Here is a 23,553-nt window from a genome sequence, read left to right on the forward strand (position 1 = left end):
TCGGCGTCTTGACTCAACGTTTCAGCGTCCTGGCTGAGGCGCGCATGTTCCTTGAGGATCGTTCGGATGCGGGCGATCTGCTCACTCATTTTTTAGTCCTGATGTACGAACTGCGGTGACTCCATTCACCGGGCTGCCGGCAAGGAACCGACGGAGCCTGTCAGCGGCCACCGGAGTCCATGGTCGGCGTTGGGCATTGCGTGGGCGCAGGGCGATTCGCATTGTTCCAATTGTTGCACGGACCTGCGCTCGCCACGAATGCACTTCAAGGTTTGGAGAGGATACCGGCAACCGGCATTTCATAGACTCGCGTCGAGGGATTTCGTTGCCGTTTCCCACGCGCCGGCCCATTCGTCGAAGATCGCGGTGGTGTCGAACGCGCGCTTTGTGTTCACCGCACGCGCGGCCTTGAGAACGAACGTTTTGGCGCCTGAGGAAATCGTCTCGTACGCAATGACCGCATCGCCGTACCGGCCGGTATCGGTCGAAACACCGTTGCCATCCGCTGCCAGCCAACGCAAGTAGACCGACATCAGCTCGGCCGCCGATCCGAGCTGGCGCAACGTGGCAAATGCCCATGCGTGGTAGTGGGGGAGTCCGCGTGACTGCAGTTCGGGCAAGTCGCGTTCGAACCGACGTGCGAATCGCTCGATGGGATTATCCGCCGGACGACGGGCAAGATGACGCATGAGCAGCTGCCGGGAAAGCGCGGCCAATTCCTGCGGCGGCCGTTTGACCAGGCGGTCGGTGCGCACCAGTTCGGCGAAGAACGGCAGAAAATCCGGGTCGCGTTCGGTCTGCTGGAACGTGCGGTCGAAGTCCTCCCCTTCGAGTGCGTAGAACGATGCGTTGTGGAAGTAGCCGAGCCGGCGCTGGTCGATGTCGACATCGACCAGCGCGATGGTGGACTTCACATGCTGGCGTCGGTAGTCCGTGCCGGAGACATCCGGCAACCACCAGGCATCGGCCTCCACGACAATCAGTTTGCCCGCAGGCAGATGCTCGACCGCGTGGTCAAGCATCGGCCGCCACGCATTGAGTTCATTGACCTCGATTCCATACAGATCGCGCAATTCGTCGTGCGGCGGCTTATAGAAGGTCCACTGGTCGCCTTCGAAGTCCAGTGCGACCGCCACCGGCAGCATTGCGTGCGGGTCGCAACCGAGTGCGTGCACCACTTCGATCCACACGTCGAAGTAGCAGTTCTTCTCGACCCACGCGCGATCTTCGGCGTGCAGCGAATGCCGCTGGTAAGTCCGGAGATCGAGGTCGAGCGCCGCGACGCGCATCTCAGGCCCAGAGCTTGCGGCAAACGGACTCGGGCCACGTGCCAGGGTCGAACCCGTGCGTCTGCAATAGCGCCATGACGACGCGCTCCAGACCGAACCCGAGGCACGCGGTGTTCGCGACGGCGCCATCAGGCGTGCGAATGTCGAACGCTTGGCCGAACTTGTCCTGGTGGAAATTGAAGGAGCAGACCGCGGTCGGTTTCTCTTGCGAAATGACCGGGACGAGCACCTCGAACTTCAGTTGCTGATCGACCTGGTTGGTCGCCAGCATCTTGCCGCCCTTGCCGAAAAACGGGTCCGATGCAACGTCGGTTCGTGCGGGAAGTCCGAGCGACTCGAGCAATTGAACCCCCCGCTGCAGCCACATGTCGCGCCACTGCACCACTTGTTCGGGCGTGCCGCAGCGAACGTACTCGCGGATCCGGAACGCCTGCATGCGCGTGGGTTCGATCGACGGCTCGTGGCGGAATACCCAGCCGACCAACGTGACGAGTCGACCCTCGGCGGGGACCGTGCCGGTAAACGTCGGATAGACCGGATAGCAGGCCGCCGGGTTGAGGCAGACGTGGGTCATCGACAGATGGTCGCCCCAAGATTCACCGGCCTTGACCTGCTCGGCCATCTTTCGCGATTCCGTTTCCTTGCCAAAAAAGCTGTACACGGCACCGACCAGATGGGGAAAACTTTCCATGTAATTGGTCTTCTCGATGATCGAGCGATCGATCGTCGGTGGAAACAACATCGCTTGCGCGCCGTCGCTCTTTCCAATGTCGAGGACCATGCGGTCGAAGCGCTCGAGGATGTCCTCGAAGACCGGGCCGCGGCCGAAGATGCCCTGCACGCCGGCCGGGACGATGAGGCCGTGTGCAACAAGGCCGTCGTGAAACGCGATTGGATCGTAAGCAGTCGCCGTCATGTCATTCGTCCTTGAAGACCAGAAGCATCGAAGCGCTCTTCGCCGCGATGCGCTCGTTCGACACCATCAGCGACGCGGACAACAGATCGCGGTAGTGCCGCCCGACACTGAATTTCGAATCGTTCTTGTAACCCATGATGCCGATGATCTGCAGCGCCTCGTGGCACAGCCGCGGTCCCATCTCGGAACTGGCCATCTTGAGCTGGTTCATCTTGAGCGCCCAGCCCATCGTGCCGAGTTCTTCGCGCGCGTTCGCATCGTCCGCCGAGGTAAGGTCGTCGAATTCGCGGGCGCACGATTCCCAGTTGTTGCGCATCGTTTGCAGGTCGACGTGCGCGCGTGCGAGACGTGTCGCGTTCGCCGGCACGGTACCTGGCTTGCGGCGCGCCTCGGCGCGTACGAAAGTCGCCGCGCGCGCAATGGCGTCGGACGCGATTCCCGACCACAGCGCGGACCAGAGGATGTGCGAGTACGGCACCATCGTCTGCGCGGACGAGTCCGCATAGGCACCCGGAAGGATCTGCGCCGCGGCGCCGCGGCCCGAAAATTTCGCGCCCGGGCTGCAGGTGCCGCACATGCCGAGCGTGTCCCACGTGCCGGTCTGCGCCAGCGTGTATTGATCCTTCTCGAACAGCACCATCACCTGATCGCTTGCCGCGGCATCTGCAACGCGGCGGCAGGTGACGAGTTGGGCGTCTGCGTGCGCGCCGTAGGACACGGTTGTCGCGTCTTTTTCCAGCGACATTTCGTCACCATCGACGACGACTGCACACACGCTCGATCGCGTGTCACCAAAAGTTCCATTTTCCGACGTGATCGACGCGACGAGCTCCTGGCGTTGAACCAGGTTCTCGCGCATGTAGCGTTGGAAATAGGCGGAGTCGGCGGCATGTCGGGCGATGCACGCGACCTGGATGTGGTGCATTGCCAGAACCATTCCCGAGGCGCCGCAGCCTTGCGCCAGCTTCGCGCACTGCATTCCCAGGTCGAGCATGCCGGCGCCGTCGCCACCGTACGCCGTGGGGACCGCCGTCGAAAGCAATCGGTCGGCCTTGAGCGCCGCGAACGTTTCCTGCGGAAAGCGGCTTTTCGCATCCACCTCTGCAGCGTTGAGGGCAGCAACCTCGGCCGCGATCGACGCGGTCCTGACGACCATGTCATTGGGGCTGCCGCTACCGCGTGTGGTCATGTCCGTATTCCTGCAAACGTGCGTTCAATGCAAAGAAGCGGCGAATCAAGATGTCAACCGAATGTTCTCCGCGGGTCGTCAGACCTGCGGTGTGCGTTCGTGCTCCACTCGCTGTCACAAACCACCTCTTCCGATCACACCGATGGTGCTGGCCGGAGCATCCGACCGTTCAAAGCGCACCGTCGAAACCTTCGTTCGGCCCGCTGGGTCAGGGGCGTGAGCGCCACAGAGTCAAACCCGCATTTCCGCAATCAACCACTCAACTTGCGCGAAACCGGCCGACTGGTCGTTTACAGTGGCCCTGGCGCAGACGGCAGCACGCGTCCAAAACGATCATTCAGCATTCCAGCATCATGAAATAAACGCCAATTGCGCGCAACTGGCATCCATTGTCCACTCAGTGATTCTGATGGCGTCTGCGACAGGTGTGCAGAGACACGCGCCTCCCGGAAGCCGTCGTTCTTGACCAGCGTGCGTGCGTCGTGATTGGGTGGTGACGTCGGGCATCACGCATCTCCGTTCCGAGAAGCGCTCCCGCTCGTCAATTCGGCCGATGTCCATGCCCTGTGATCCGTGACTTCCAATGCATTGCAGTGCGTGAAACGGAGAAGGGTCGGCGACCGCCGGAGCGTCGTCCGACTGGCAAAATCAATGGACACGTGTAAATGTCGGGTGCATCCTTCGCGCCGTTGCGCGAGGATCCTCACTGGATCGATGGCTGTTCGCGCTGCGCTGCGCTGGTTGTCGGCACTGGTTGAGTCGGAAAGGACGATCGATGTCGGGGAATCAGCAGCACGAAGGGTCGGGTCAACGTCGCGGCAAGCGCCAGCAACTCGCACAGTGGTTCAGTCGATTCGGCCTTTTGCCCCTGGTACACGGCGTTCGACAGCGGCTTCGGACCGAGCTGCGCATTCTTGCGTATCATCGCGTACGGGACGTGTCCGCCGAGCATTTCGACTTCGATCTTGCTCTCGTCAGCGCCTCTCCCGATCAGTTCCGGACGCAGGTGGCCTGGCTGAAGCGGGAATACACCCCGATCCGCCTTTGCGATGCTCTCGATTGTGCTCGCGCAGGACGATCATTGCCCCCGCGCTCCGTGGTCATCACGTTTGACGACGGCTATGACGACAACTTCCATATTGCGTTTCCGATCCTGCGCGAACTGGGCGTCCCCGCGACCTTCTTCGTGTCAACCGGATACATCGACAGCGGTGCGCCGTACGCCTACGACTGGCTGGTGCATCTGTTTCATCGCACCTCGGCAGATCGCGTTTCCATTCCCGAGCTGCGCATCGACGCATCGATCCCATTGGACCGTGTCGAACGCGCGGCGCTCGCCGAGAGCGTGCTGGACCGCATCAAGACGTTGCCCGAAGCGCGCCAGGCAGCCGTCATCCGTCGCCTCGAGGATGCGTGGTCGATTCCGCGTCAACCGCATCGCGACTGCCGTCCGATGACTTGGGATCAGTTGCGCGAAATGCAGTCAGGAGGCATGGAGATCGGCTCGCATGGAGTCCACCACTGGATGCTCGCCCAGTTGCCGCACGAACTGATGCTCGAAGAACTGGCAGGCTCGCGCGCTGCAATCGCGAGGGAACTGGGTGTGCCTGCGCGTGTCATTTCATATCCCGTGGGTGGTTCTGATGCATATAGCGATCAGGTCCTCGCCGCCGTTCCGGCGCAGCACTACGAGATGGGCTGCAGCTATGTGAGCGGCACCAATCCGTGGCCGCCGGCCGACCCGTATTCGCTGCTGCGACTTCCGGTAGAACGCTACATGGATTCCGTCTGGTTCAAGTGCATGCTCGCGTGGCCGGAACTGTTCAGTCACCGATCGCGTCAGCGCAACGGCTGAGTCGAAGGGATCGCCGCTGCATGATCTTCATTCTGATTTACATCGCACTGGTCATCGTGCGCCCGCAGGACTATCCGCAACTGGGCGACGGGACTTTGCCGCTGTTGACCGGAACACTGGCTGTCGCCGCAGGCGCCTGGCTGGTGGCGGGCCGCAAGACGTTTGCGCAGCCACAATATCCGCTGCTGTTTGCTTTTTTGATCGTCACGATGATCTCGATCCTGGTCAACGGGTGGGCCGGCGGAGCAATCGAACAGGCCGCTGACTTCGCGCCGACTGTCATCGCGTTCGTCCTCCTCGCCAATGCGTTGACCACGCCGCGACGCATGATCGTGACGATGCAGGTGTTTGTTCTGTGCAGCTGCGTATTGGCATTGCATGGAGTGCTGCAGGTGCAGAACGGCATCGGCTGGACCGGTATGCCGCTGGTGCAGGACGATGGGCGTATCCAATATGTCGGCATCTTCAGCGATCCCAACGACCTCGGGCTGTTGTTCGTCGCAGTCCTGCCGATGGCTTTTCACCTTGCACGGCGTGGTGGAATGCTCGGGTTGGTGCGATTGACCTGGCTCGCGGCCGCGGCGTTGCTGCTGTACGGCGTCTACCTGACCAACTCGCGCGGCGCGTTGCTCGCAGTCGCCAGCATGATCGGTGTGTGGCTGTGGCTGCGACGGGGCGTGATCACCGCGATGGTCGTCGGCGGAGGAGGGCTTGCATTGATGCAGATGCTCCCGTCGCGACTGCAGGACCTCGATGCGGCAGAGGAATCGGCTGCCGGACGAATTGACGCCTGGTACGAAGGGTTGCAGATGTTCCAGTCGCAACCGCTGTTCGGCGTCGGTGCACACAACTTTACCGAGCACAACTATCTCACGGCGCATAATTCCTTCGTTCTGGTGCTGGCGGAAACCGGTATCGTGGGCTATACGGTCTGGCTCGCATTTGTCGGGTACGGCTTCCGCATGATGTTGGCTCTGTGCAGGTACGCGCCCGCAGATGCGGACGCGTCCACCGCGGACGCCTGGCGCGCGGAGCGCGAAGCAGGCGTGACGTTACTGGTTTCGCTGGCCGGATTCTTTACCGCGGCCTTTTTCCTCAGTCGCAGCTATGTGATCGTGCTTTACCTTTTTGCGGCGATGGTGGTTGCCCAGTACACCCAGTCACGTGAGCGCTTCCCCGGCTTGCCGGAGTTCCGTCTCGGAGACGATCTGGCGCGCTGGGGGATGCTGTCGGTGGGCTCGATCGCGCTGCTCTATCTGGTCGTGCGAGTGCTGCTGTGAATACGCGCGCGCAGACGATCCGCAATACTCTTTTTTCCTCGGTCGGGATCTACACCGAGTATTTCCTCGGCATGATCGTGTCGATCGTGATTGCGCGGCATCTCGGCCCGCAGGCATTCGGCACCTACAGCCTTATCGTGTGGCTGGTTGCTTGCGGCGTGACCGCGACCAACGCCGGCACCACGACCACGATGATCAAGTTCATTGCGGAACTGCGCGGAGCGGATCGCGAAGATCTGCTGCGACCGATGATCGCCTATCTGCGCCGCGTCCAGCTGGCGTTCCTTGGCGTGGTGTTGACGCTCGGAGGCGCGGCGTTCCTGCTGGCCGGCGGTGCGCTCGCGCCGGACCTCAACCACTTCGCGCTGTGCGCGCTGCTCATTTTCGCGATCGGGCTGCGCGCGCCCTACATGCTCAACATCGCCGTCGCAAAAGGCTTTGAGCGGTTCGGCACGACTGCAGCGATCGCGCTCCTCACGACGCCGCTCAACCTTGCAATGATCCTTGTCGCGTGGTTCACCGGTGCGTCAATCGAGGTATTCCTCGGGGTCTTCGCACTCTCCAGCGCGTTGTTCTATGCCGTGTCGCGCTGGCAGGTGCGCGGCCTCCTGCCCTCCATCGCGGCGCATGCCCCGCTGCCGCCGCAACTGATGGCGCGCGTGCATCGGCACATGCGGTTCGTCGCGGTGATCAGCACGGTGAGTTTCTTCACCGCCAGCGAAACAGAGGTGCTGTTCCTCAACCTGCTCGACACGCCTGCAAGCGCCGGCCAGTTCAAGGTCGCTTACCAGCTTGCGACAGGCGCGGCGTTGTTGCTTCCTGGTGTTTTCAGTGCGGTGCTTCTGCCGATGATGGCGCGTGCATTCAGCGAAGGCCGGCACATTGCTGCGCGCCGCTTCGTCGCCTCGACGACGTATCTGACGTTGTTGGCCGGACCGCTGATCGGCTACGGCCTGGTCTTCTCCGACGCCACCATTGCGGTGCTCTACGGCAGCGCCTATCACGCAGCCTACCCGGTGCTCGCCGCCTGTCTGGTTGCCGGATCGATCAACGTGATCAGCACCGCCGGACAAAGCCTGTTGCTGAGCGCGGATCAGCAGCACAGCATCCTCGCACGAGTGCTCGCCTGCGGCGCGCTGAAGATTGTCCTCGATGTCATTCTGATCAGCCGGTACGGGCTTTACGGCGGAATGGCGGCGTATCTGGTGGTGTCGGTCGTAGGTGCCGTGGTCACGATCGGTCTGGCGTTGCGCATCAGCGAGACCCGCCTTGCGTGGTCTCGCCTCGGTCGCATCATGCTCGCCATTGCACTGGCGGCACTCCTCGTCACTCCGTTGCGCCTTCTCCATCCGCCGTTGCTGTCGATGCTCGCTGGCGTTGTTTGCCTCGGGGTGGTGTACGCAGCACTCACTGTGATTCTTGGTTGCTGGTCTCGAACCGACATCGGTTACCTCGGAGAATTCCATCTGAAGGCGTTGCGCGGACGGCCTGCCTTCGTCGCCGGGTTCTTGCGCTGGGCCGCTACCCGTGCGGTCGGCGACGCGCGATGATGCGCGCCCGGCAGGAGATGGGCGCGCGAGCGAACCGGAGACATCGATGAGTCTGCTGTACGAACGATTGTTCCAGCGCGTGCTGTTTCCATTCTACGAATCGCTTCTGCGACGACGGAAGACGATTGCCTACGGCCGCGAATATGATCGCAACCAATGGCTCAGCGCGGACGCGTTGGCGGCACTGCAGTGGACCAGGCTCAAGGCGTTGCTCGACCACTGCTATCGTGAAGTGCCGTATTACCGGCGCCTCTGGGACGCATTGGGAATCACGCCCGATGCCATCCGGTCGATGGAGGACTATGCCCGCCTGCCGATCCTGACCAAAGCCGACATCCGCGCCAATTTCGACGACCTGATCGCGCCGTCGTACCGCGCCGGACTCCTGCTCAAGTCGACCGGAGGCTCCACCGGGGAGCCGCTGCGCTTCGGCTACACGCGCGAGAGTCACGAACGGCGCACCGCTGTCATGTGGCGCGGATATGGTTGGGCGGGCGCCCGCATGGGGCGGCGGACGCTGTATCTCTGGGGAGGGACGGTGGGCAATCCTGGGCGTCTGCAGCTCGTCAAGGACCGACTTTTCCATGCCGCGTTTGGACGGCGCATGCTCGACTCGTTTCCGATGAGCGAGTCGAACATGGCGCAGTATGCCGACGCGATCGACGCGTACAAACCCGAGGTGATGGTCGGCTACGTCGGCCCGCTTGTGCGCCTTGCGCAATGGCTGCTCGCCCACAAGCGGCAAGCCGCGGCGCCGCATTCCATTCTGGGTGGGGCAGAAGCGCTGCTCGAATATCAGCGCGAGCTCATCCAGCGCGCGTTCGGAGCGCCTGCCTACAACACCTATGGCTGCCGCGAATTCATGCTGATCGCATCCGAATGCGAGAGGCGCGATGGCCTGCACATCAATGCCGATCACCTGCTGGTCGAAGCAGGTCGGGCGGAGCCGGGCGATGTGCTGATCACCGACCTGCACAACTACGGCATGCCCTTCATCCGCTATGCCAATGGTGATCTGGCGACGACATCGACGCGTGCGTGCGCGTGTGGCCGCGGATTGCCGATGCTGGAACGCGTGGACGGCCGCAAGCTCGATGCAATCCGCACCCGAACCGGGCAGATCCTGCCGGGTGAGTTCTTTCCGCACATGTTGAAGGACGTTCCTGGAGTGGTCCGCTTCCAGGTGGTGCAGCGCACGCTGGAGACGCTCGATATTTCGATCGTGCGCGGCGACGCGTTCGATGCGGCAGGTCTTGACTACGCGAGGAACGAAATCGCCAAGCAACTGGGCGACGCGCTCGACGTGCGATTCCATTTCGTCGACGCGATCGAAACCGGCAAAAACGGAAAATTCCGCGTCACCATCAGCGAGTTGTCTGCGGACGCCTCACCGTGAGTCGCCCTTGAAGATCGTCCACGTCGTCGAAAACCTCAACCGCGGTGGGCTCGAACGCGTCGTCATCGACCTGGTGCTGGCGCAACGGGCGGCGGGAGACGCGCCCCGGGTGGTGTGTCTGTTCGAACCGGGCTCGCTCGCGCCCGAATTGACAGCACAAGGCATCGATGTGATCGCCTGTCGCAAGGGAGCGGGTATCGATGTGTCCGCATTGCGTCGTCTGCGTCGAGCGCTGGCGCAGGATGCCGGCGACGCGGTGGTTCATACACACAACCTGCTTGCCCACGATTACACCGCGCTGGCCTTGATAGGCCTGTCGAATCGCCGACTGATCAACACGCGTCATGGCATGGGCGGCAACCCGGTCGGCCAATTGCGCTTCGCTGTGTATCGACTCAGCATGCGCTGGACCCACGCCGTGGTCGCGGTGTGCGAAGCGGCGCGGCGCAATCTGGTCGCACGCGAACGCATTCCATCGGGCAAGGTGGTCAGCGTCCCGAACGGCATCCACGTCGAACGCTTCATTCCCGCGTCGACGCTCGCCCATGCGCGCCTCGCCGAAGATCTGGGTCTGCCGGCGGCAACACAGCTGGTCGGATTCGTCGGTCGATTGAACTGGGCGAAGGATCTGCCGACGATGATCCGCGCGTTCGCGCGCGTGTGCCGGGACCGTCGCGATGTGGCGCTCATCGTCGTCGGCGATGGTGCGCTTCGCGCTGAACTGGCCGCGCTGGCCGACAGCGAGGGTGTTGCCGCAACAATCCATTTCCTCGGTGACCGCAGCGATGTGCGCGAACTCTTGCAGGGGTTCGATATATTTGCGATGTCGTCTGTGTCGGAGGGATATTCGATTGCCCTGCTCGAAGCCTGCGCGACAGGACTGCCGATCGTCGCGACCGCGGTCGGCGGCAACGCCGAGATCGTTGTGGACGGGGTCAACGGACGGATTGTTCCGCCTGGGGACCCTGCTGCGCTGGCGCAGGCGCTCGAAACGATGCTGGCTGACCCGGATCGTCGGCGGGCGATCGGAAGCCGCGGACGCAAGTGGGCGCTCGAACATGCCACCGTCGCGCGTATGCTGTCGGGTTACGCCGCGCTGTATGAAAGACCTTCGAAAGCCTGGCCGTGACACGCTTGCGTTGCCACGTTCCGCTCTGTCTGCATCCAGATGCTCCGGCCGTGCCGTAACAGTTTCGCGCGACGAATGGCGCCGCCGTTCTCCTCAGTGTCCGTCTCACCCAGATCCGGTGCTCCTTGAATCCCCGACCCAAAAAGCTGCATCTGCTCCGCTGGCTGCCCAAACGACTCATGCTCATCCAGCGGCCGTTGGGCGGGCAGGCGCTGTACCTGACCTTCGACGACGGCCCGCATCCGGACATCACCCCGGCACTGCTCGACCTGCTCGCCGAACACGGCGCGCGCGCGACGTTCTTCCTCCTCGGAGAAAATGCGGAGCGGTATCCCGACATCGCGCGTCGGATCGTTGCCGAGGGTCATGCGATCGGCAACCACTCGTACAGTCATCCGCGCTTCGCCAATATCGATCTCGCGGCCCAATGGGTCGAAATCGATCGCACCGACCGTATTCTTGAAGCGCTCGACGGCCAGCAACGCCACTGGTTCCGGCCACCGAGCGGCGCACTGCCACTGCGGATGCTGCGCGACTTTTCGCGACGGCGACGTGGCATTGCGTACTGGTCGTATGACAGCATGGACTACAAGCGCGACAGCACGGCGACGTTGTCTGCGCGCTTTCGTGACGTCCCGCCGCTGGCGGGCGACATCGTGCTGATGCACGACGATGATCCGAACACGCTCGCGTCACTGCGCGAGCTGATCCCGGAATGGCGTGCCGCTGGTCATTCGATGGAAGCGCTGCCGCCCGAGCCGAAGTAGCATGTGCGCCCGGCAACGGCCGGCGAGGGAGTGGAGCGTCGATGACGAGTGTCCTGCTGGCGGTGGTGCTGGCCGTGGTGGTGCTGGCTGTTCTGGCGATCGGCGTGTTGCTGCGCGCGCGCAACATGCAGATCTGGATCGTCGATTACCTGCGCAGGCCCGCTCGGCCCGTGGTGCGTGGTCCGACCCACGTGATGTTCTGCTTCGTCGATCACTACGAGCCGATGTGGGGACGCGCCGACGAGGCGACCCAGCGTGCGCGCGTTGACCGCTGGTGCCGCGACTACCGCGCGCTGGCGTCGCGTCATCGCGATGCCGACGGTGTCCACCCGCAACACTGCTTTTTTTATCCGGAAGAAGAATACGTCGAGGAACATCTCACGAAGATCGCGGCCTTGTGCGCGGACGGGTTCGGTGAAATCGAGATCCACCTGCATCACGACAACGACAACGAGGCGAATTTTCGCGCAACGATGACGCGCTTCTGCACGTTGCTGCACGAGCATCACGGCGCGCTCGCGCGCGATCCGGACACCGGTGCGCTGGCATTCGCGTTCATCCATGGCAACTGGTGCCTCGACAATTCGCGCGCCGACGGTCGCTGGTGCGGAATCAACAACGAATTGATCCTGTTGCGGGAGCTTGGCTGCTATGCCGACTTCACGCTGCCGTCCGCACCGAGCGACACACAGACGGCGAAGGTCAATGCGATCTATTACGCAACGGACGATCCGCAGCGGCCCAAATCGCACAATCGCGGCGTCGATGTTCGCGTTGGTGGAAAGGCCAGCGGCGATCTGATGATCGTGCAGGGACCGCTGGCGCTCAACTGGCGATCGCGCCGCTTTGGTGTTGTGCCACGGATCGAGAATTCCGATGTGCGTCGCTCCGGGCCGCCAACACCGGCGCGCGTCGATGCGTGGGTCCAGGCCGGCATCCATGTCGAGGGCCGACCGGAATGGGTGTTCGTGAAAATCCACACCCACGGCACGCAGGAGCGCGACATCGACACGCTACTCGGTCCCGAAATGGACGCGATGCACGCGCATCTCGAGCGTGTCTACAACGATGGGGGAACGTACGTGCTGCATTACGTGACTGCGCGCGAAACCTACAACATCATCAAGGCGGCCGAGGCGGGCAAGACGGGTGATCCGAACGCGTATCGCGATTTCCATCTGCCGCCGCCGCGGTCGTCTCGGCTTGGGTCGGGTACGGCGGATGCCGCGAAACGCTGAAACGCGAAGCGCGGGAAAGAATCAGGTGCGTGCGCGCGTGCGACGCCCCGGTGCGACGAAACGCGACGTGTTGCTCTCGTTAACCGGCATCCGTCGGTCGCGACCACGGCGGTCCATGCAAGCGAAAGCGCTCGATTCTGTCGTGCTCGCCGCGATTCGCTCGCGCTGCGGGCCTTGTGGTTGCCGTCAGGGTTTTACGGCGGTCGTCATGCGGACAACGAACTCGGTGCCGCGGCCTTGCACATCGACGCGGTAGCCGGAGGTGAAGTCGTTGTCCTGGAATTTCCAGTCGACGATACGGATGGTCGCGTCGGTCGGTGACAGCACATCGATCTGCAGGTCGCCTGCGCTCACGTGGTTGGCGCGGATCACCGGTTTGACCGGCACGTTGATCTGGAAGACCGCGTCGACATCTGACGCCACCGCATAGCGGTCGTGAACGGTGAGTGTGCCCGCGACGAAATCGACGTCGCGCTGCCAGAAACGTACGGCGGACGAGCCGAACACCTTGCCGAGGTCTGCGCTCGCATGGACCTCGCCGGAGGGTGCGGCTTTCGTCACGGTCATCGTCGCTCCGTTCGGCTGCCGTTGCGGAAGCGTCTTGCCGTTGCGCGAAAACCGCACGACGTTGTTCATCTCGCTCGACTGCTGGATCCCGCTGTGGCTCCAGATGTTTTCGGTGACCGCAAGCCAGCGATCGCGATAGAGCATGAAGCCGCCTTGTTCCTGATGCGCATGGCTCTGGTCGTAGGGCCCGGCGATCAGCGAGAACCACGTCGCGTGCGGGTCCCAGCCGGTGCGTGAAAAGAGCTCTCCGACCCCGGTTGCGCGATAGGTCAGCTCATCGGGCGGCGTGCCCTTGATGCCCGCCGGCAGGAGGTCGAAGCGAAAGTTGAACGAGCTCGTCATTTCCTGGATCGAAATCGCGTTCAACCACCAGCTTGCAGCCTTGCGTGCCTGTTCACTGGTCGTCAGTTGACGCGCTTCGAGCATCAGCCGGCGGTGATAGTCGTACAACAACGGCTGCGACGAGCGCGACTGGTCGCCGTACGGGGCGAACGCATCAAGGGTTGGCACGGTTGCATGGATCCAGTACGCAATGCTGTCGGTCAGGTGCGGGTTGGCGGCCCCGAGATCCTGTTTGGTCGAATCGCGCCACCACGAATAGATCTGGAACAGGCGCATGTGCGACGTGCCATAGCCGGTGCCTTCGCGACTGCCCCCTCCTGGCAGCGTCGCCATGTACGCCTGCAACGCCGGCAGCTTGTCCGACGTCAGCAGCGTCATCCATTTCCCGTTGTCGCTGGCGAATGCCCACAGCATCGTCGCCTCGACAAAACTGTAGTAGTAGTTGTTGCCCGGGTCAGTCGTCGACCAGCCGGTCCAAGGAAACAGGTGCCCACCCCACGTAGCGCCATAGTGGTTCCACACGTTCGAGACGGCCCGCTCCGCATACGCCGACCACGTGGTGCGCTGCTGCGGCGTCATTGCCGACGCACACGTGTCGTAGGTGATCGCAAGATCACCGATCATCGATCCGATGTTGAGGTATGAATCGGAGGCGACTTCCGGGGCCTTGCCGGCGGCGATGGCCGAAGTGGCCGCATCAACCTGCGTCTGCACCAGATCCACAGCGAGCCCGCAGTAGGTCGCGACGCCATCGAGTCGCGCCATGTAGGCGGCGTCCATCGCGCTGAAGCCGTAAGGCAAGTCATTGCGATGCGTGAGCGCACCGTCGACGTAGTGTTTGAACCGTTCGTAGGCGCGCGAGTGGTGATCGACGGACGACAGGTCGAGCGTGATTGCCGCATCCGCGGGGTTGGAGCACGGCAGCGCCATGGCGACCGCGAAGAAGATCGCCGCCTTCACGACGCGTTCGGCTGGTGAAGTTCTTCGGCGACGCGGGCGGTGCGCGGTGGCAAAAGGCGCTGGCGCAACCATTCCATTACCGGCTTCTCGAACCAAAGGTGCAGGGCAACCGCGACGCCGGTCGCGACGACGAGGAGGGCGACAATCAGACCCGTTGTCGCAACAACGCCAAAGTCCGACGCATGGCGGAACAGCGTGCGCAGCACACCGTAGACGACGTAGGGATGGATCAGATAGAGGATGTAGGAGGATTCGCCGATCAGGTACAGAACGCGGCTGCGGATCGACACGCCGTAGACGACTTCCACGACCAGCGTGCCGACAACCAGGAAGAACGCGGGCACACCGGCGCTGATCTCGCGCGACAGGCCGAAGCCGTGTCCGTACTCGCCGACGCCCAGAGCCACGCACGCCGTCAACATCACCAGCGCAATCAGCGCCAGTCCATTGCGGCGTCCGGGCAGGCGATGCCGGTTCGCCTCGATCCAGCGAAGCAGGTAGAACGCGACGATGCCAAACACGAATTCGAACACCAGCGGACGTGCATAGAACCGGACCGACGCGTTGTCAGTTCCCGACAGGTTGATCGCGACCAGCACGGTGGTAATCAGCAACGTGCAGACGATCGGCGCGCGCGCCTTGTCGACCAGCAGCGACAGCGCAAACAACGCGTAGAAATACATCTCGTAGTTGAGCGACCAACCGAGGATCAGCGTCGGGAACATGCCGGCGTAGTCGGTTTCGCGCGGAATGAAGAAAAGCGAACAGAGCAGTTGCGGAAGATCGGCGCGCGTGGTGTGGAACAGGTTGGGCGCCACCACCGCGAGCGAGAACACCGCAAGCGTCGCGACCCAGTAGAACGGCACGATGCGGATCAGTCGACGCAGGAAGAACTGGTCCGGACTCTTCGAGCTGGCGTAGGTGATGATGAAGCCGCTGATCACGAAGAACACGTCGACGCCACGCGTGCCGATGCTGATGGCGAGGTTGAGGCCTGCGTCAGACGTGATGTGGTAGTAGACGACGCACAGCGCTGCGAACGCGCGCAACGTGTTGAGGTTCATCAACATGGCGATACCTGGTGGGAGATGGCGATGATCCGATCGTGTATTCCGGTTCTGGCGATGCGCGTGGCGGAAGATCCGAGGTGCCGGAAGAAAGCGATCATGTCCGCGCCGCCTTTGCACGCATCGAGATCGCCGTCTCGCACACGCGCAGCGTATCGACCGCGACGCTGTGCCAGGCGCACGAAAAACGTGTCGACAATTCGGCCTCGTTCCAGCATCGATCGAGGGCCTGGGCAAGTGCGCCTGCCAACGCGTCGACATCGCGCGGCGCGACCAGGATGCCGGACGCGGCGTCGACGATTTCCGGGATGCCGCCGACCGTCGTTGCAACGATCGGGCGGCCGCAGGCGAGCGCCTCGACCAGCACGTTCGGGTAGCCTTCGGAGTAGCTCGGCAACGCGAACACATCTGCGGCGGTCATCCATTGTGCGACGCCTTCGGGTGGCAACGCGCCGGGCAGGTGCACGCGCAGGCTCGTCTGCCGCGCCACTTCGGCCGCCAGCTCGTCGTGCAGCGGGCCTGTGCCGATCATCGCCAGCTCGACGCCCGGGCGTCGTTCGACGAGGTCGCGCATTGAACCGACCAGTTCGCGCAGCCCTTTTTCCGCGACGAGCCGACCTGCGTACACGATGAGTTCCACTGATGGATCGATCGCGAGATTGGTGCGCGCAACTGCGCGATCGCCCAGATGAAACGTCATTGCATCGCAGCCATTCGCGATCGCATGCACGCGCGTCGGGTCCGCTCCGTACTCGCCCACTGCCAGCCTCCCGAGATCCTCGCTGACGACCAACAACTGGTCGGCCGATCGGATCACGCGTCGCGTCAGCGCCTTGCTGATGCGGTCGCGAACGCGGATGTCCGAACCGCGCGCACCGGCAACCAGCGGAACGCCGGCCTTGCGTGCGACCAGCATCGCGCCGTACGCATCGGGATAAAGCCAGTACGAGAGAACGACGTCCGGGTTGAAACGCGCGAGCTCCGGCGCGATCGCGCGCGCTGCGAGCCAGCCGTTGAACGGCCTCGACACGATCGGCAGCGCCGGATAGGTGACGTACGCGGTATCGATACCGGTCACTGCGGCGTCCGCGGGCTTGAACAGGTAACTTTTCGGTTGTGCCCACGATGGATACATCGCCACCGGACTCACGACGCGCACCTCGGCGAGCGTCGCGAGTTCGCGCGCGGTCTGATAGATCGGTCGCCCGCGGGTGGGTTCGCCCGCGATCGGAAACTGCGAGCTGACCAGCAAGATGCGCATGCTGCGAGAGGTCAGGCCGGATCCGAGGGCGTCGTCGTTGGAGCGACCGGCGGAACCGGCGGGACGGGTGCTGGTCCGAACGTGACGTCGAGGCCCCGCTCGACACCGACGCGCGGTTGCCAACCGAGCAGGGTGCGCGCCGCGCCGATGTCGAAATTGGCGAGTGGTCGCAGCGAACGCACCCGATAGCGCGTCAACGGAACGTCCCGCTTGAGTGCCTTGCCGAGCAATTCGACCCCTTGTGCAAGCACCATGAAAAATTGCACCGAGACGCGCGACAGCCGAAGGTCGGAACCGAGCTTGTGTTTCACGCGATCGAGGTACGCCTGCTGCGTGATCCCGGTCGGATCCACAACATTGATGGTCTGTCCGAGTGCAGGTTCCGAATCGGCTGCGAGCAGCAGCGCGTCGACGATGTCGTCGAGATAGACCAACGGAAGCGTCTGCGACGGTTCCCCCACGGCAATCCAGCGCCCCGCGATGGCGAGTGTTCCGTTCGGCGTCACACGTTCGGCGCCAGGCCCGAAGATCTGCCCCGGGCGAATGATCACCGCGGGCAGCCGCTTCTCGCGAATCGCCGCGCGCACCAGAGTCTCTGCAGTAAGTTTCGTCTGTGTGTAGGCGCCCCGGCGTTGCGCTTCCGGCTCGAGTGCGGATTGTTCGTTCATTGTCGCGGCGGGATCGCGTCCGGCGTGATCGAGCACGCTCAGCGAGCTCACGTACACCAGACGCTGCACCGCATACGCCAGACACGCGTCGATCACATTGCGTGTGCCCCACACCGTGCCGGCTTCGAATGCACGTGGGCTACCGCGCATTGCGGCACCGACGTGGAACACCTGCCGCGCTCCGTCGACCGCATGGCTGACGCTGCGCGGATCGCCGAGATCGCCAATGAGAACCTGCACGTCGTCGCCGAACGCCTTCGCCGCGGCGGGATTGCGCACCAGCACACGCACGGTTTTGCCACGTGCGCGCAGCGCGGTGACGACCGCACGGCCGAGGAATCCGGCGGCGCCGGTCACCAGCACATCGACCGGCGGATACGTGACGAAGCGGGCTTCGATGTCAGCACTGCGTTCGGCATCGGCGCCAGCGCACACCTGTTCCATCAGCGCGACCGCGCGCAAGCCTTCTTCGGCCGGTATCGGTGGCGCTGTCTTGGTGTGCAGCGCGGTCGCGAACCCCGCCGCGCCGGCCTGGATGCCGGGTGAGGGCCGCAGCATTCCGGTGGCGAAGCGCACGACGTTCCAGGGCACACGGAAGACGTCGGCAAAGCCTGAGAGGAACGCGGTGGCGACGATGCCAATGAATTTTGGCCCCGGCAGCACGCGATGGATGCGGCAGATCTGCAGGAAGCGATCGACCTCGATGATGCCGCGCGTGCCACGCACCACCAGCCGGCTTTCCATGGGTCGCGCGTTCCACGACAGCAGCATTCGGCCCAGGCCGCCCGGGCCATTTGCCGACGCGTGCCATTCGTCGAACTTGAGGTTCGGGTCGCGCCCAGTCGCGCGGTAGCGCGCGTCGACGTCAGTCAGTGTGCCGAGAAACGCTTCCAGCACGTACAGCCCATGCACGCCGAGATCGCGGAACGGATACGACCCCTGTCGTACGGCGGCGGGCAGCGGGCCGCCGGCATAGTCGGGATATTCGGAACTGCGCAGGATGTCGACCGACAGCAGGTCGCCGATCGCACCGTCGCGCACTGCGTCGAGCGCTTTCACGACGACAGGATCGAGTCGATCGGAATGATTGACCGAGATGACCAGATCGCGTTCACGCGCGCGATCGATCATCGTGGTGCATTCGGCCACCGATTCGGCCATCGGTTTCTCGACCAGCACGTGGCAGCCCATGTCGAGTGCCTCCAGCGCGATCGCACAGTGGCTCGCCGGTGGCGTGAGCACGTAAACCGCATCTGGCGACTGGACCGCGAGATCGGCGAGGCGCGCGGCGACGACCGGGATCGCGAACTTGTTCGCCAGCGCGTGTGCGGCGGCGCTGTCGGGATCGCAGATGCCGACGACGTCGACGAAGTCGAGCCGCTTCAGCGCGGCGAGATGGTGACTTGCGACATAGCCGGCACCGACGATCGCGATGCGCAGCCTGCCCGTTGTGGTGGATTGCATGAGGCGTTCCTGTGTCTGGATGGTCAGCGGCGACGGCGCTGCATGAGCGCCTCCGTCGTTGCATGGAGGATTTCGGTGACGCGTTGATCCCACGTCTGGTTGGCGACGGCGCCGATGCGTTCGGCCTGCGCCTCCGGGGTGTCATCGCGCAACGCTTGGTCGAGTCCGCGCAGGAAACCCTCGCGATCATCGGCGATATGCACCCAGCGTGCGAATTTTTCGATCTCGGCATTGCGCACGCTGACGACCGGCTTGCCGGTCGCGAGATACTCGCGCAGCTTCAGCGGGTTGGCGTTCTGCACCTGCCGGTTGAGCCGGTAGGGAATGATCGCCGCGTCGAACGCTTTGGCCCAGTGTGGCAATGTCGCATACGGCTGCGCGCCGACGAGGCGCACATTCGGCAACGCAGCCAGACGCGATACATCGGCGGCCGCGTGCCCGACCAACAGGAAGGTCCACGCGGGGCGCGCACGCGCGAGCCACTCGATCAGTTCAAAGTCGATCCACTCGTGCAGCGAGCCGAAATAGCCGATCACCGGGTGAGCGAGGTCGCGCGCTCCGGCAGCAATCGCCGTCGCTGGATCGGCGGCCTGGCCGAACAGATCGACATCCACCCCATGCGGCGAGAACAGTGTGTTCGGATTGAGCGCGCGCTTCGCATCGAGCAGCGCGGGCGGTGCGACGAACACCAGGTCAGCCCGGCGCGTGAGTTGCGCATCCCTTTCCGCGATCAACTCCGAGTCGACACCCGGATGCGCAGCGTAGTCGTCGATGCAGTAGTAGACGCACAACTCCTCGCCGAGGCGACCTGCCATGAAGCCGGGATGCGGCACGACGAACCAGCTGATCCAGCGCGTGAGTCCCGCGACTCGCAGCGCACGCCGAACCGACCACACGCCGAACCAGCGGTTGATGGCGTCGACTCCGGGAATGCGTCGGAACGGAATCTGCGGCACCGTGCACACCCACAACCGGTCACCCATGCGTTCGGGTGGCTTGAGCGCGGCGCGCAGTTTGCGGATCATGCGGCCGAGGTCGCTGGCACTCGCCTGTGGCTTGCGCATCCCCGGGCTCGAGACGTAGAGCACCGGCATGGTGGAGGCGAGGCGCGACGCGATGTGATGGCTGCTGGTACGATTTTCCGAGCGCCAGTCGTTGCCAAAATAGACGATGCCCAGCCCCGCGAGTTCGGCAGGGTGGGCCGCTGGATCGTCCTGATGCGTCATGCTGCGACCGACACCAAGGCCGGCACGCGCATCGTCGCGCGCCCGCGCGGCGCAAATCGCCGACAATACGTGCGCCGATTCATCCACTCCACGGGCGTGCATGCAGGCGCCGTCCCGGACTTTCGAAGATTCCCCAACGCATGACCGATTCGCTCGTCAGCATCGTAATGCCGGTGTACAACGCCGCCGCGACCCTTTGCAGATCGATCGATTCGGTGCTCGCCCAGAGTCATACGGAGTTCGAACTTCTCGCCGTCGACGACGGCTCCAACGACGCGTCGCCGCGCCTGCTCGATGACTATGCTGCGCGCGATCCGCGCGTGCACGCGCTGCGCATGCCCGCCAATGGCGGCGTCGCGGCAGCGCGCAATCACGCACTCGCTGTCGCGCGCGGAAACTACATCGCGTTCCTCGACAGCGACGACGGGTGGCATCCGGACAAGCTCGCCCGCCAGTTGGCGGAACTGCGTACACAGTCCGCGCAGGTCAGCTACACCGCCTACGATCGGGTCGCAGAAGACGGGTCGGTTCTTTCGCGTGTACGGCCGCCCATTTCGGTGACCTATGCCGACATGCTGAAAAGCAACCGCATCGGCAATCTCACCGGCATGTACGACCGCACACTTGGCGACGCGCGCTTTCAGAACGTCGGCCACGAGGATTACGTGTTCTGGCTCGAACGTGTGCGACGTGCCGGCCGGGCGATCTGCGTCGATCCCGGCGTGCCGCTCGCGTGGTATCTGGTGCGCGCCGGATCGGTGTCGTCGAACAAGATCAAGGCGGCGCGCTGGCAGTGGCATATCTACCGTCACATCGAACGGCTCGGCCTGGCCGCGTCGATCGGCTACATGGCGCACTACGTGGTCAATGCGCTGCGCAAGCGCGCCTGAGCAACGCGCTGCGATCATGGCACCAGCATCTTGCGTTCCCACAGCAACGCGCTGCGCACGATGAAATCGAGGTCGTCGTGTTGCGGATGCCAGTGAAGTTCACGCTGCAGGCGTTCGCTGCGCGCGATCAGCATCGGTGGATCGCCCGCGCGCCGCGGATGCTCGACCACGTCGAGCATCGTGCCGCTCGCCCGTGCAACCGCATCGATCACTTCACGCACGCTGTAACCATGGCCGTAGCCGCAGTTGAGCGTCAGCGAGGCACCCTCACCACGCAGGTGATCGAGCGCGCCGAGGTGCGCGCGCGCGAGATCCTCGACATGGATGTAGTCCCGAATGCCGGTGCCGTCGGGAGTTGGATAATCGGTGCCAAAGATGCCGATCTGTGCGCGCTTTCCGACCGCGTGCTCGCACGCGACCTTGATCAACAGGGTCGCGTTTGGCGTCGACTGGCCGATGCGCCCTTGCGGGTCGCAGCCCGCGACGTTGAAGTAGCGCAGGATCACGTGGCGCAGCGCAGTCGCCGCGCTGAGATCGCGCAGCATCGTCTCGCTCATCAATTTTGACCAGCCGTACGGGTTGATCGGCTGGGTCGGCGTGTCTTCGTCGGCGAGACCCGATGCCGGCATCCCGTAGACCGCTGCAGTCGAGGAAAACACGAAGTGCTTCACCGTGGCTGCGGAGCATGCCGCGAGGAGGCTGCGCGTCGTGCAGGTGTTGTTGCCGTAGTACTTCAGCGGGTCGCGTACCGACTCCGGCACGACCGTGTGTGCGGCGAAATGCAGCACGGTGTCGATCGCGTGCTCGGTCAGCAGCCGATCGACCAGCGCGCGGTCGCCCACGTCGCCGACGACGAGCTCCGCATCGAGCACCGCCTCGCGAAATCCGCTGCTGAGATTGTCGAGCACGATGACGCGCTCGCCGCGTTCGCGCAGCTGGCGCGTGACATGGCTGCCGATATAGCCGGCACCGCCGGTGAGAAGAATGGGGTTCATCGGAGTCGTTGGGATGCGCGGGAGTGGAATGCAGTGGCGGAAACGCGGTGGTCAATCAGCGTGAGTACGTGAGTTCGACGAAGACGATGTTCTGGTCTGCGCTCTGGCCCGCGACGGTGCTGTCGCGCTCGTAGCGCGTCAATGATCCGCGCCAGCTCCAATGGCGGGTGAACTGCTGGCGCAGAAATGCCTGCAGATTCCATGTCTTGTCGCTCCGCGAAAGCTGGTCGTAGCGAAGGTTTTCGCCGCTCGCGATCACGCCAATGGTCAGCAACGGGCGCAGCAGCCATGCGGCGCTTGCCGTCGCGCCGTGCGCAGTCTGGCTGATCGCTGCACCGCCAACGGAGGAGTCTGCCGGCGCGACGACCGACAGTGAGCCGTAGTCGAGCTTTCGATAGTACGGCGCGACCATGAAGAGTCCCCGCACGCCGCGATAGCTGTAGCCCACGTCGATCCGATTTTCGAGATAGGCAGCTGACGTCGTTGTGGCGCTTCCGGTCGAGAGCTGCGCCGGGATCGGATTGACCGTGTCGGGGACGGACGCTGTGGTGAGGAGAAGTCCGGAGGCGGCGTCGGACAACTGGTGCGCGAGATCGACGGTGAAGGTGCTGCGGTCGGTCACATGCCAGTCGAGGTTTGCGCGCGCGAGCGCGGCATCGCGATCGGTCGCGCCGGTGACATTGCTGGTGCCGTACTTGATCCACGAGTAGCCCGCATCGGCGACCAGATCGAAGCGTGCCCATTTGCGCGTGTAGCGACCGAACGCGCTGTAGCGGTTGTAGTCGGCGGCGGCTTGCGAATCGCGGAAGCTGATGCGTTCGCCGAGCACATTGGCGGCGAGCGTGGTTCCGGAATCGAGGTCCTTGATCGCCCGCAGCGCGACGCTGGCGCGATCGGAATTGAACTGTTTCGTTTCATCGGCGTAGCTGTTCGTGTAGAGCAATTGCGCCTGGCCACGAACCGTTGGTCCGAGACGGATGTTCAATGTCGGACCCGCGGCGAAGACGTTGGTCTGCTGCTGGTTGCCTGGCGTATCGGGTGTCAGGTTGTTGATCGGTTGCACGCCAAGGTAGTCCTCGACACCGAAGTCGAGCCAGCCGGGGATCGCGGACCAGTTGAGGCGGGCGTTGAGCTGGCCAAGGAAATCATCGCCGAAACGCCCTTGCAGGAAGTCGCGGTACTGGAGGATTCCGCTCGCGTTGGCCTGGATCGTCGAACCGCTTTCGGTCACGGCGAACGCCAGGGTGGGTTCGATGATCGTGTCACCGGCCGGCGCGTTCTCGCTCAGATTGATGTTGTCGTTGTGTTCGACGCCCAGACCGATGGTGTAGTCCACACGTGCACCGTGCGCGCTCGATCCCAGTGTCGAAAGCAGGCACAGGACCCACGCATGCGCGGCTCGAAACGTCATGACTTCCCCCTTGCGTGACGTGGAATGATTTCAAGGAGGCCATCCTGTGGCCCCCCGGACGCCGCGCATTCCACCGGTCTGCGGAATGCGCCC

General features: G+C 63.7%; 19 protein-coding genes. 8 read left to right on the top strand and 11 right to left on the bottom strand.

Annotated features, from left to right (window positions below; genetic code table 11):
* Window positions 1-299 precede the first annotated feature (299 nt).
* From ABIV12_RS13655 to ABIV12_RS13670, 4 genes are all read right to left on the bottom strand, one after another.
* Window positions 300-1,289, bottom strand: a complete 990-nt coding sequence (locus ABIV12_RS13655; RefSeq protein ID WP_348060210.1) for a DUF1839 family protein — start codon at window positions 1,287-1,289, stop codon at window positions 300-302.
* 1 nt (window position 1,290) lies between these two features.
* The gene (locus tag ABIV12_RS13660) at window positions 1,291-2,205 is read right to left on the bottom strand and encodes an amino acid--[acyl-carrier-protein] ligase (protein WP_348060212.1); all 915 of its coding nucleotides are present in this window, start codon (window positions 2,203-2,205) and stop codon (window positions 1,291-1,293) included.
* Between the two features lies 1 nt (window position 2,206).
* Window positions 2,207-3,394, bottom strand: coding sequence for an acyl-CoA dehydrogenase family protein (locus ABIV12_RS13665; protein ID WP_348060214.1), 1,188 nt, complete (start codon window positions 3,392-3,394; stop codon window positions 2,207-2,209).
* Window positions 3,395-4,097: 703 nt separating this feature from the next.
* A complete protein-coding gene (locus ABIV12_RS13670) occupies window positions 4,098-4,319 on the bottom strand; it encodes a hypothetical protein (protein WP_348060216.1) in 222 nt (73 codons plus the stop codon).
* An 81-nt stretch (window positions 4,320-4,400) separates the two neighbouring features.
* Between ABIV12_RS13670 and ABIV12_RS13675 the strand changes: the two genes are divergently transcribed.
* The 7 genes from ABIV12_RS13675 (at window position 4,401) to ABIV12_RS13705 (ending at window position 12,609) form a co-directional block, all read left to right on the top strand.
* On the top strand, window positions 4,401-5,249 hold the full coding sequence (locus tag ABIV12_RS13675; protein WP_348060257.1) for a polysaccharide deacetylase family protein: 849 nt from the start codon (window positions 4,401-4,403) through the stop codon (window positions 5,247-5,249).
* A gap of 20 nt (window positions 5,250-5,269) precedes the next feature.
* Complete coding sequence (locus ABIV12_RS13680; protein ID WP_348060218.1) at window positions 5,270-6,529, top strand: O-antigen ligase family protein; 1,260 nt, start codon at window positions 5,270-5,272, stop codon at window positions 6,527-6,529.
* A complete protein-coding gene (locus ABIV12_RS13685) occupies window positions 6,526-8,079 on the top strand; it encodes a polysaccharide biosynthesis C-terminal domain-containing protein (RefSeq protein WP_348060220.1) in 1,554 nt (517 codons plus the stop codon). Before ABIV12_RS13680 ends, ABIV12_RS13685 begins: the two co-directional genes overlap by 4 nt.
* 46 nt (window positions 8,080-8,125) lie before the next feature.
* The gene (locus ABIV12_RS13690) at window positions 8,126-9,475 is read left to right on the top strand and encodes a phenylacetate--CoA ligase family protein (RefSeq protein WP_348060222.1); all 1,350 of its coding nucleotides are present in this window, start codon (window positions 8,126-8,128) and stop codon (window positions 9,473-9,475) included.
* A 7-nt stretch (window positions 9,476-9,482) separates the two neighbouring features.
* The gene (locus ABIV12_RS13695; protein WP_348060224.1) at window positions 9,483-10,604 is read left to right on the top strand and encodes a glycosyltransferase; all 1,122 of its coding nucleotides are present in this window, start codon (window positions 9,483-9,485) and stop codon (window positions 10,602-10,604) included.
* 125 nt (window positions 10,605-10,729) lie between these two features.
* Complete coding sequence (locus ABIV12_RS13700; protein ID WP_348060226.1) at window positions 10,730-11,371, top strand: polysaccharide deacetylase family protein; 642 nt, start codon at window positions 10,730-10,732, stop codon at window positions 11,369-11,371.
* A 41-nt stretch (window positions 11,372-11,412) separates the two neighbouring features.
* Entirely contained in the window at window positions 11,413-12,609 is a 1,197-nt protein-coding gene (locus tag ABIV12_RS13705) for a hypothetical protein (protein ID WP_348060227.1), read from the top strand.
* Between the two features lie 186 nt (window positions 12,610-12,795).
* Here the strand turns inward: ABIV12_RS13705 and ABIV12_RS13710 are convergent, their stop codons facing one another.
* From ABIV12_RS13710 to ABIV12_RS13730, 5 genes are all read right to left on the bottom strand, one after another.
* Window positions 12,796-14,478, bottom strand: a complete 1,683-nt coding sequence (locus ABIV12_RS13710; protein ID WP_348060229.1) for a hypothetical protein — start codon at window positions 14,476-14,478, stop codon at window positions 12,796-12,798.
* Entirely contained in the window at window positions 14,475-15,548 is a 1,074-nt protein-coding gene (locus tag ABIV12_RS13715) for an acyltransferase (RefSeq protein WP_348060231.1), read from the bottom strand. Before ABIV12_RS13715 ends, ABIV12_RS13710 begins: the two co-directional genes overlap by 4 nt.
* Before the next feature lie 94 nt (window positions 15,549-15,642).
* Window positions 15,643-16,806 (bottom strand): glycosyltransferase, encoded by a 1,164-nt coding sequence (locus ABIV12_RS13720; RefSeq protein WP_348060233.1) that lies wholly within the window; start codon window positions 16,804-16,806, stop codon window positions 15,643-15,645.
* 11 nt (window positions 16,807-16,817) lie between these two features.
* The gene (locus tag ABIV12_RS13725; RefSeq protein WP_348060235.1) at window positions 16,818-18,938 is read right to left on the bottom strand and encodes an NAD-dependent epimerase/dehydratase family protein; all 2,121 of its coding nucleotides are present in this window, start codon (window positions 18,936-18,938) and stop codon (window positions 16,818-16,820) included.
* A gap of 23 nt (window positions 18,939-18,961) precedes the next feature.
* Window positions 18,962-20,266, bottom strand: a complete 1,305-nt coding sequence (locus ABIV12_RS13730; protein WP_348060237.1) for a glycosyltransferase — start codon at window positions 20,264-20,266, stop codon at window positions 18,962-18,964.
* A gap of 38 nt (window positions 20,267-20,304) precedes the next feature.
* Here ABIV12_RS13730 and ABIV12_RS13735 point away from each other — a divergent pair, with 38 nt between their 5' ends.
* Window positions 20,305-21,054 (top strand): glycosyltransferase family 2 protein, encoded by a 750-nt coding sequence (locus ABIV12_RS13735; RefSeq protein ID WP_348060239.1) that lies wholly within the window; start codon window positions 20,305-20,307, stop codon window positions 21,052-21,054.
* A 14-nt stretch (window positions 21,055-21,068) separates the two neighbouring features.
* Here the strand turns inward: ABIV12_RS13735 and galE are convergent, their stop codons facing one another.
* Window positions 21,069-22,049, bottom strand: a complete 981-nt coding sequence (gene galE / locus ABIV12_RS13740) for a UDP-glucose 4-epimerase GalE (protein WP_348060241.1) — start codon at window positions 22,047-22,049, stop codon at window positions 21,069-21,071.
* Window positions 22,050-22,104: 55 nt separating this feature from the next.
* Window positions 22,105-23,460: an outer membrane beta-barrel protein gene (locus tag ABIV12_RS13745; protein ID WP_348060242.1), complete on the bottom strand. Its 1,356-nt coding sequence runs from the start codon at window positions 23,458-23,460 to the stop codon at window positions 22,105-22,107.
* Window positions 23,461-23,553 lie beyond the last annotated feature (93 nt).

Origin of the sequence: Dokdonella sp. (assembly GCF_039926425.1) — a bacterium.
In the GTDB taxonomy this organism is placed as follows: domain Bacteria; phylum Pseudomonadota; class Gammaproteobacteria; order Xanthomonadales; family Rhodanobacteraceae; genus Dokdonella_A.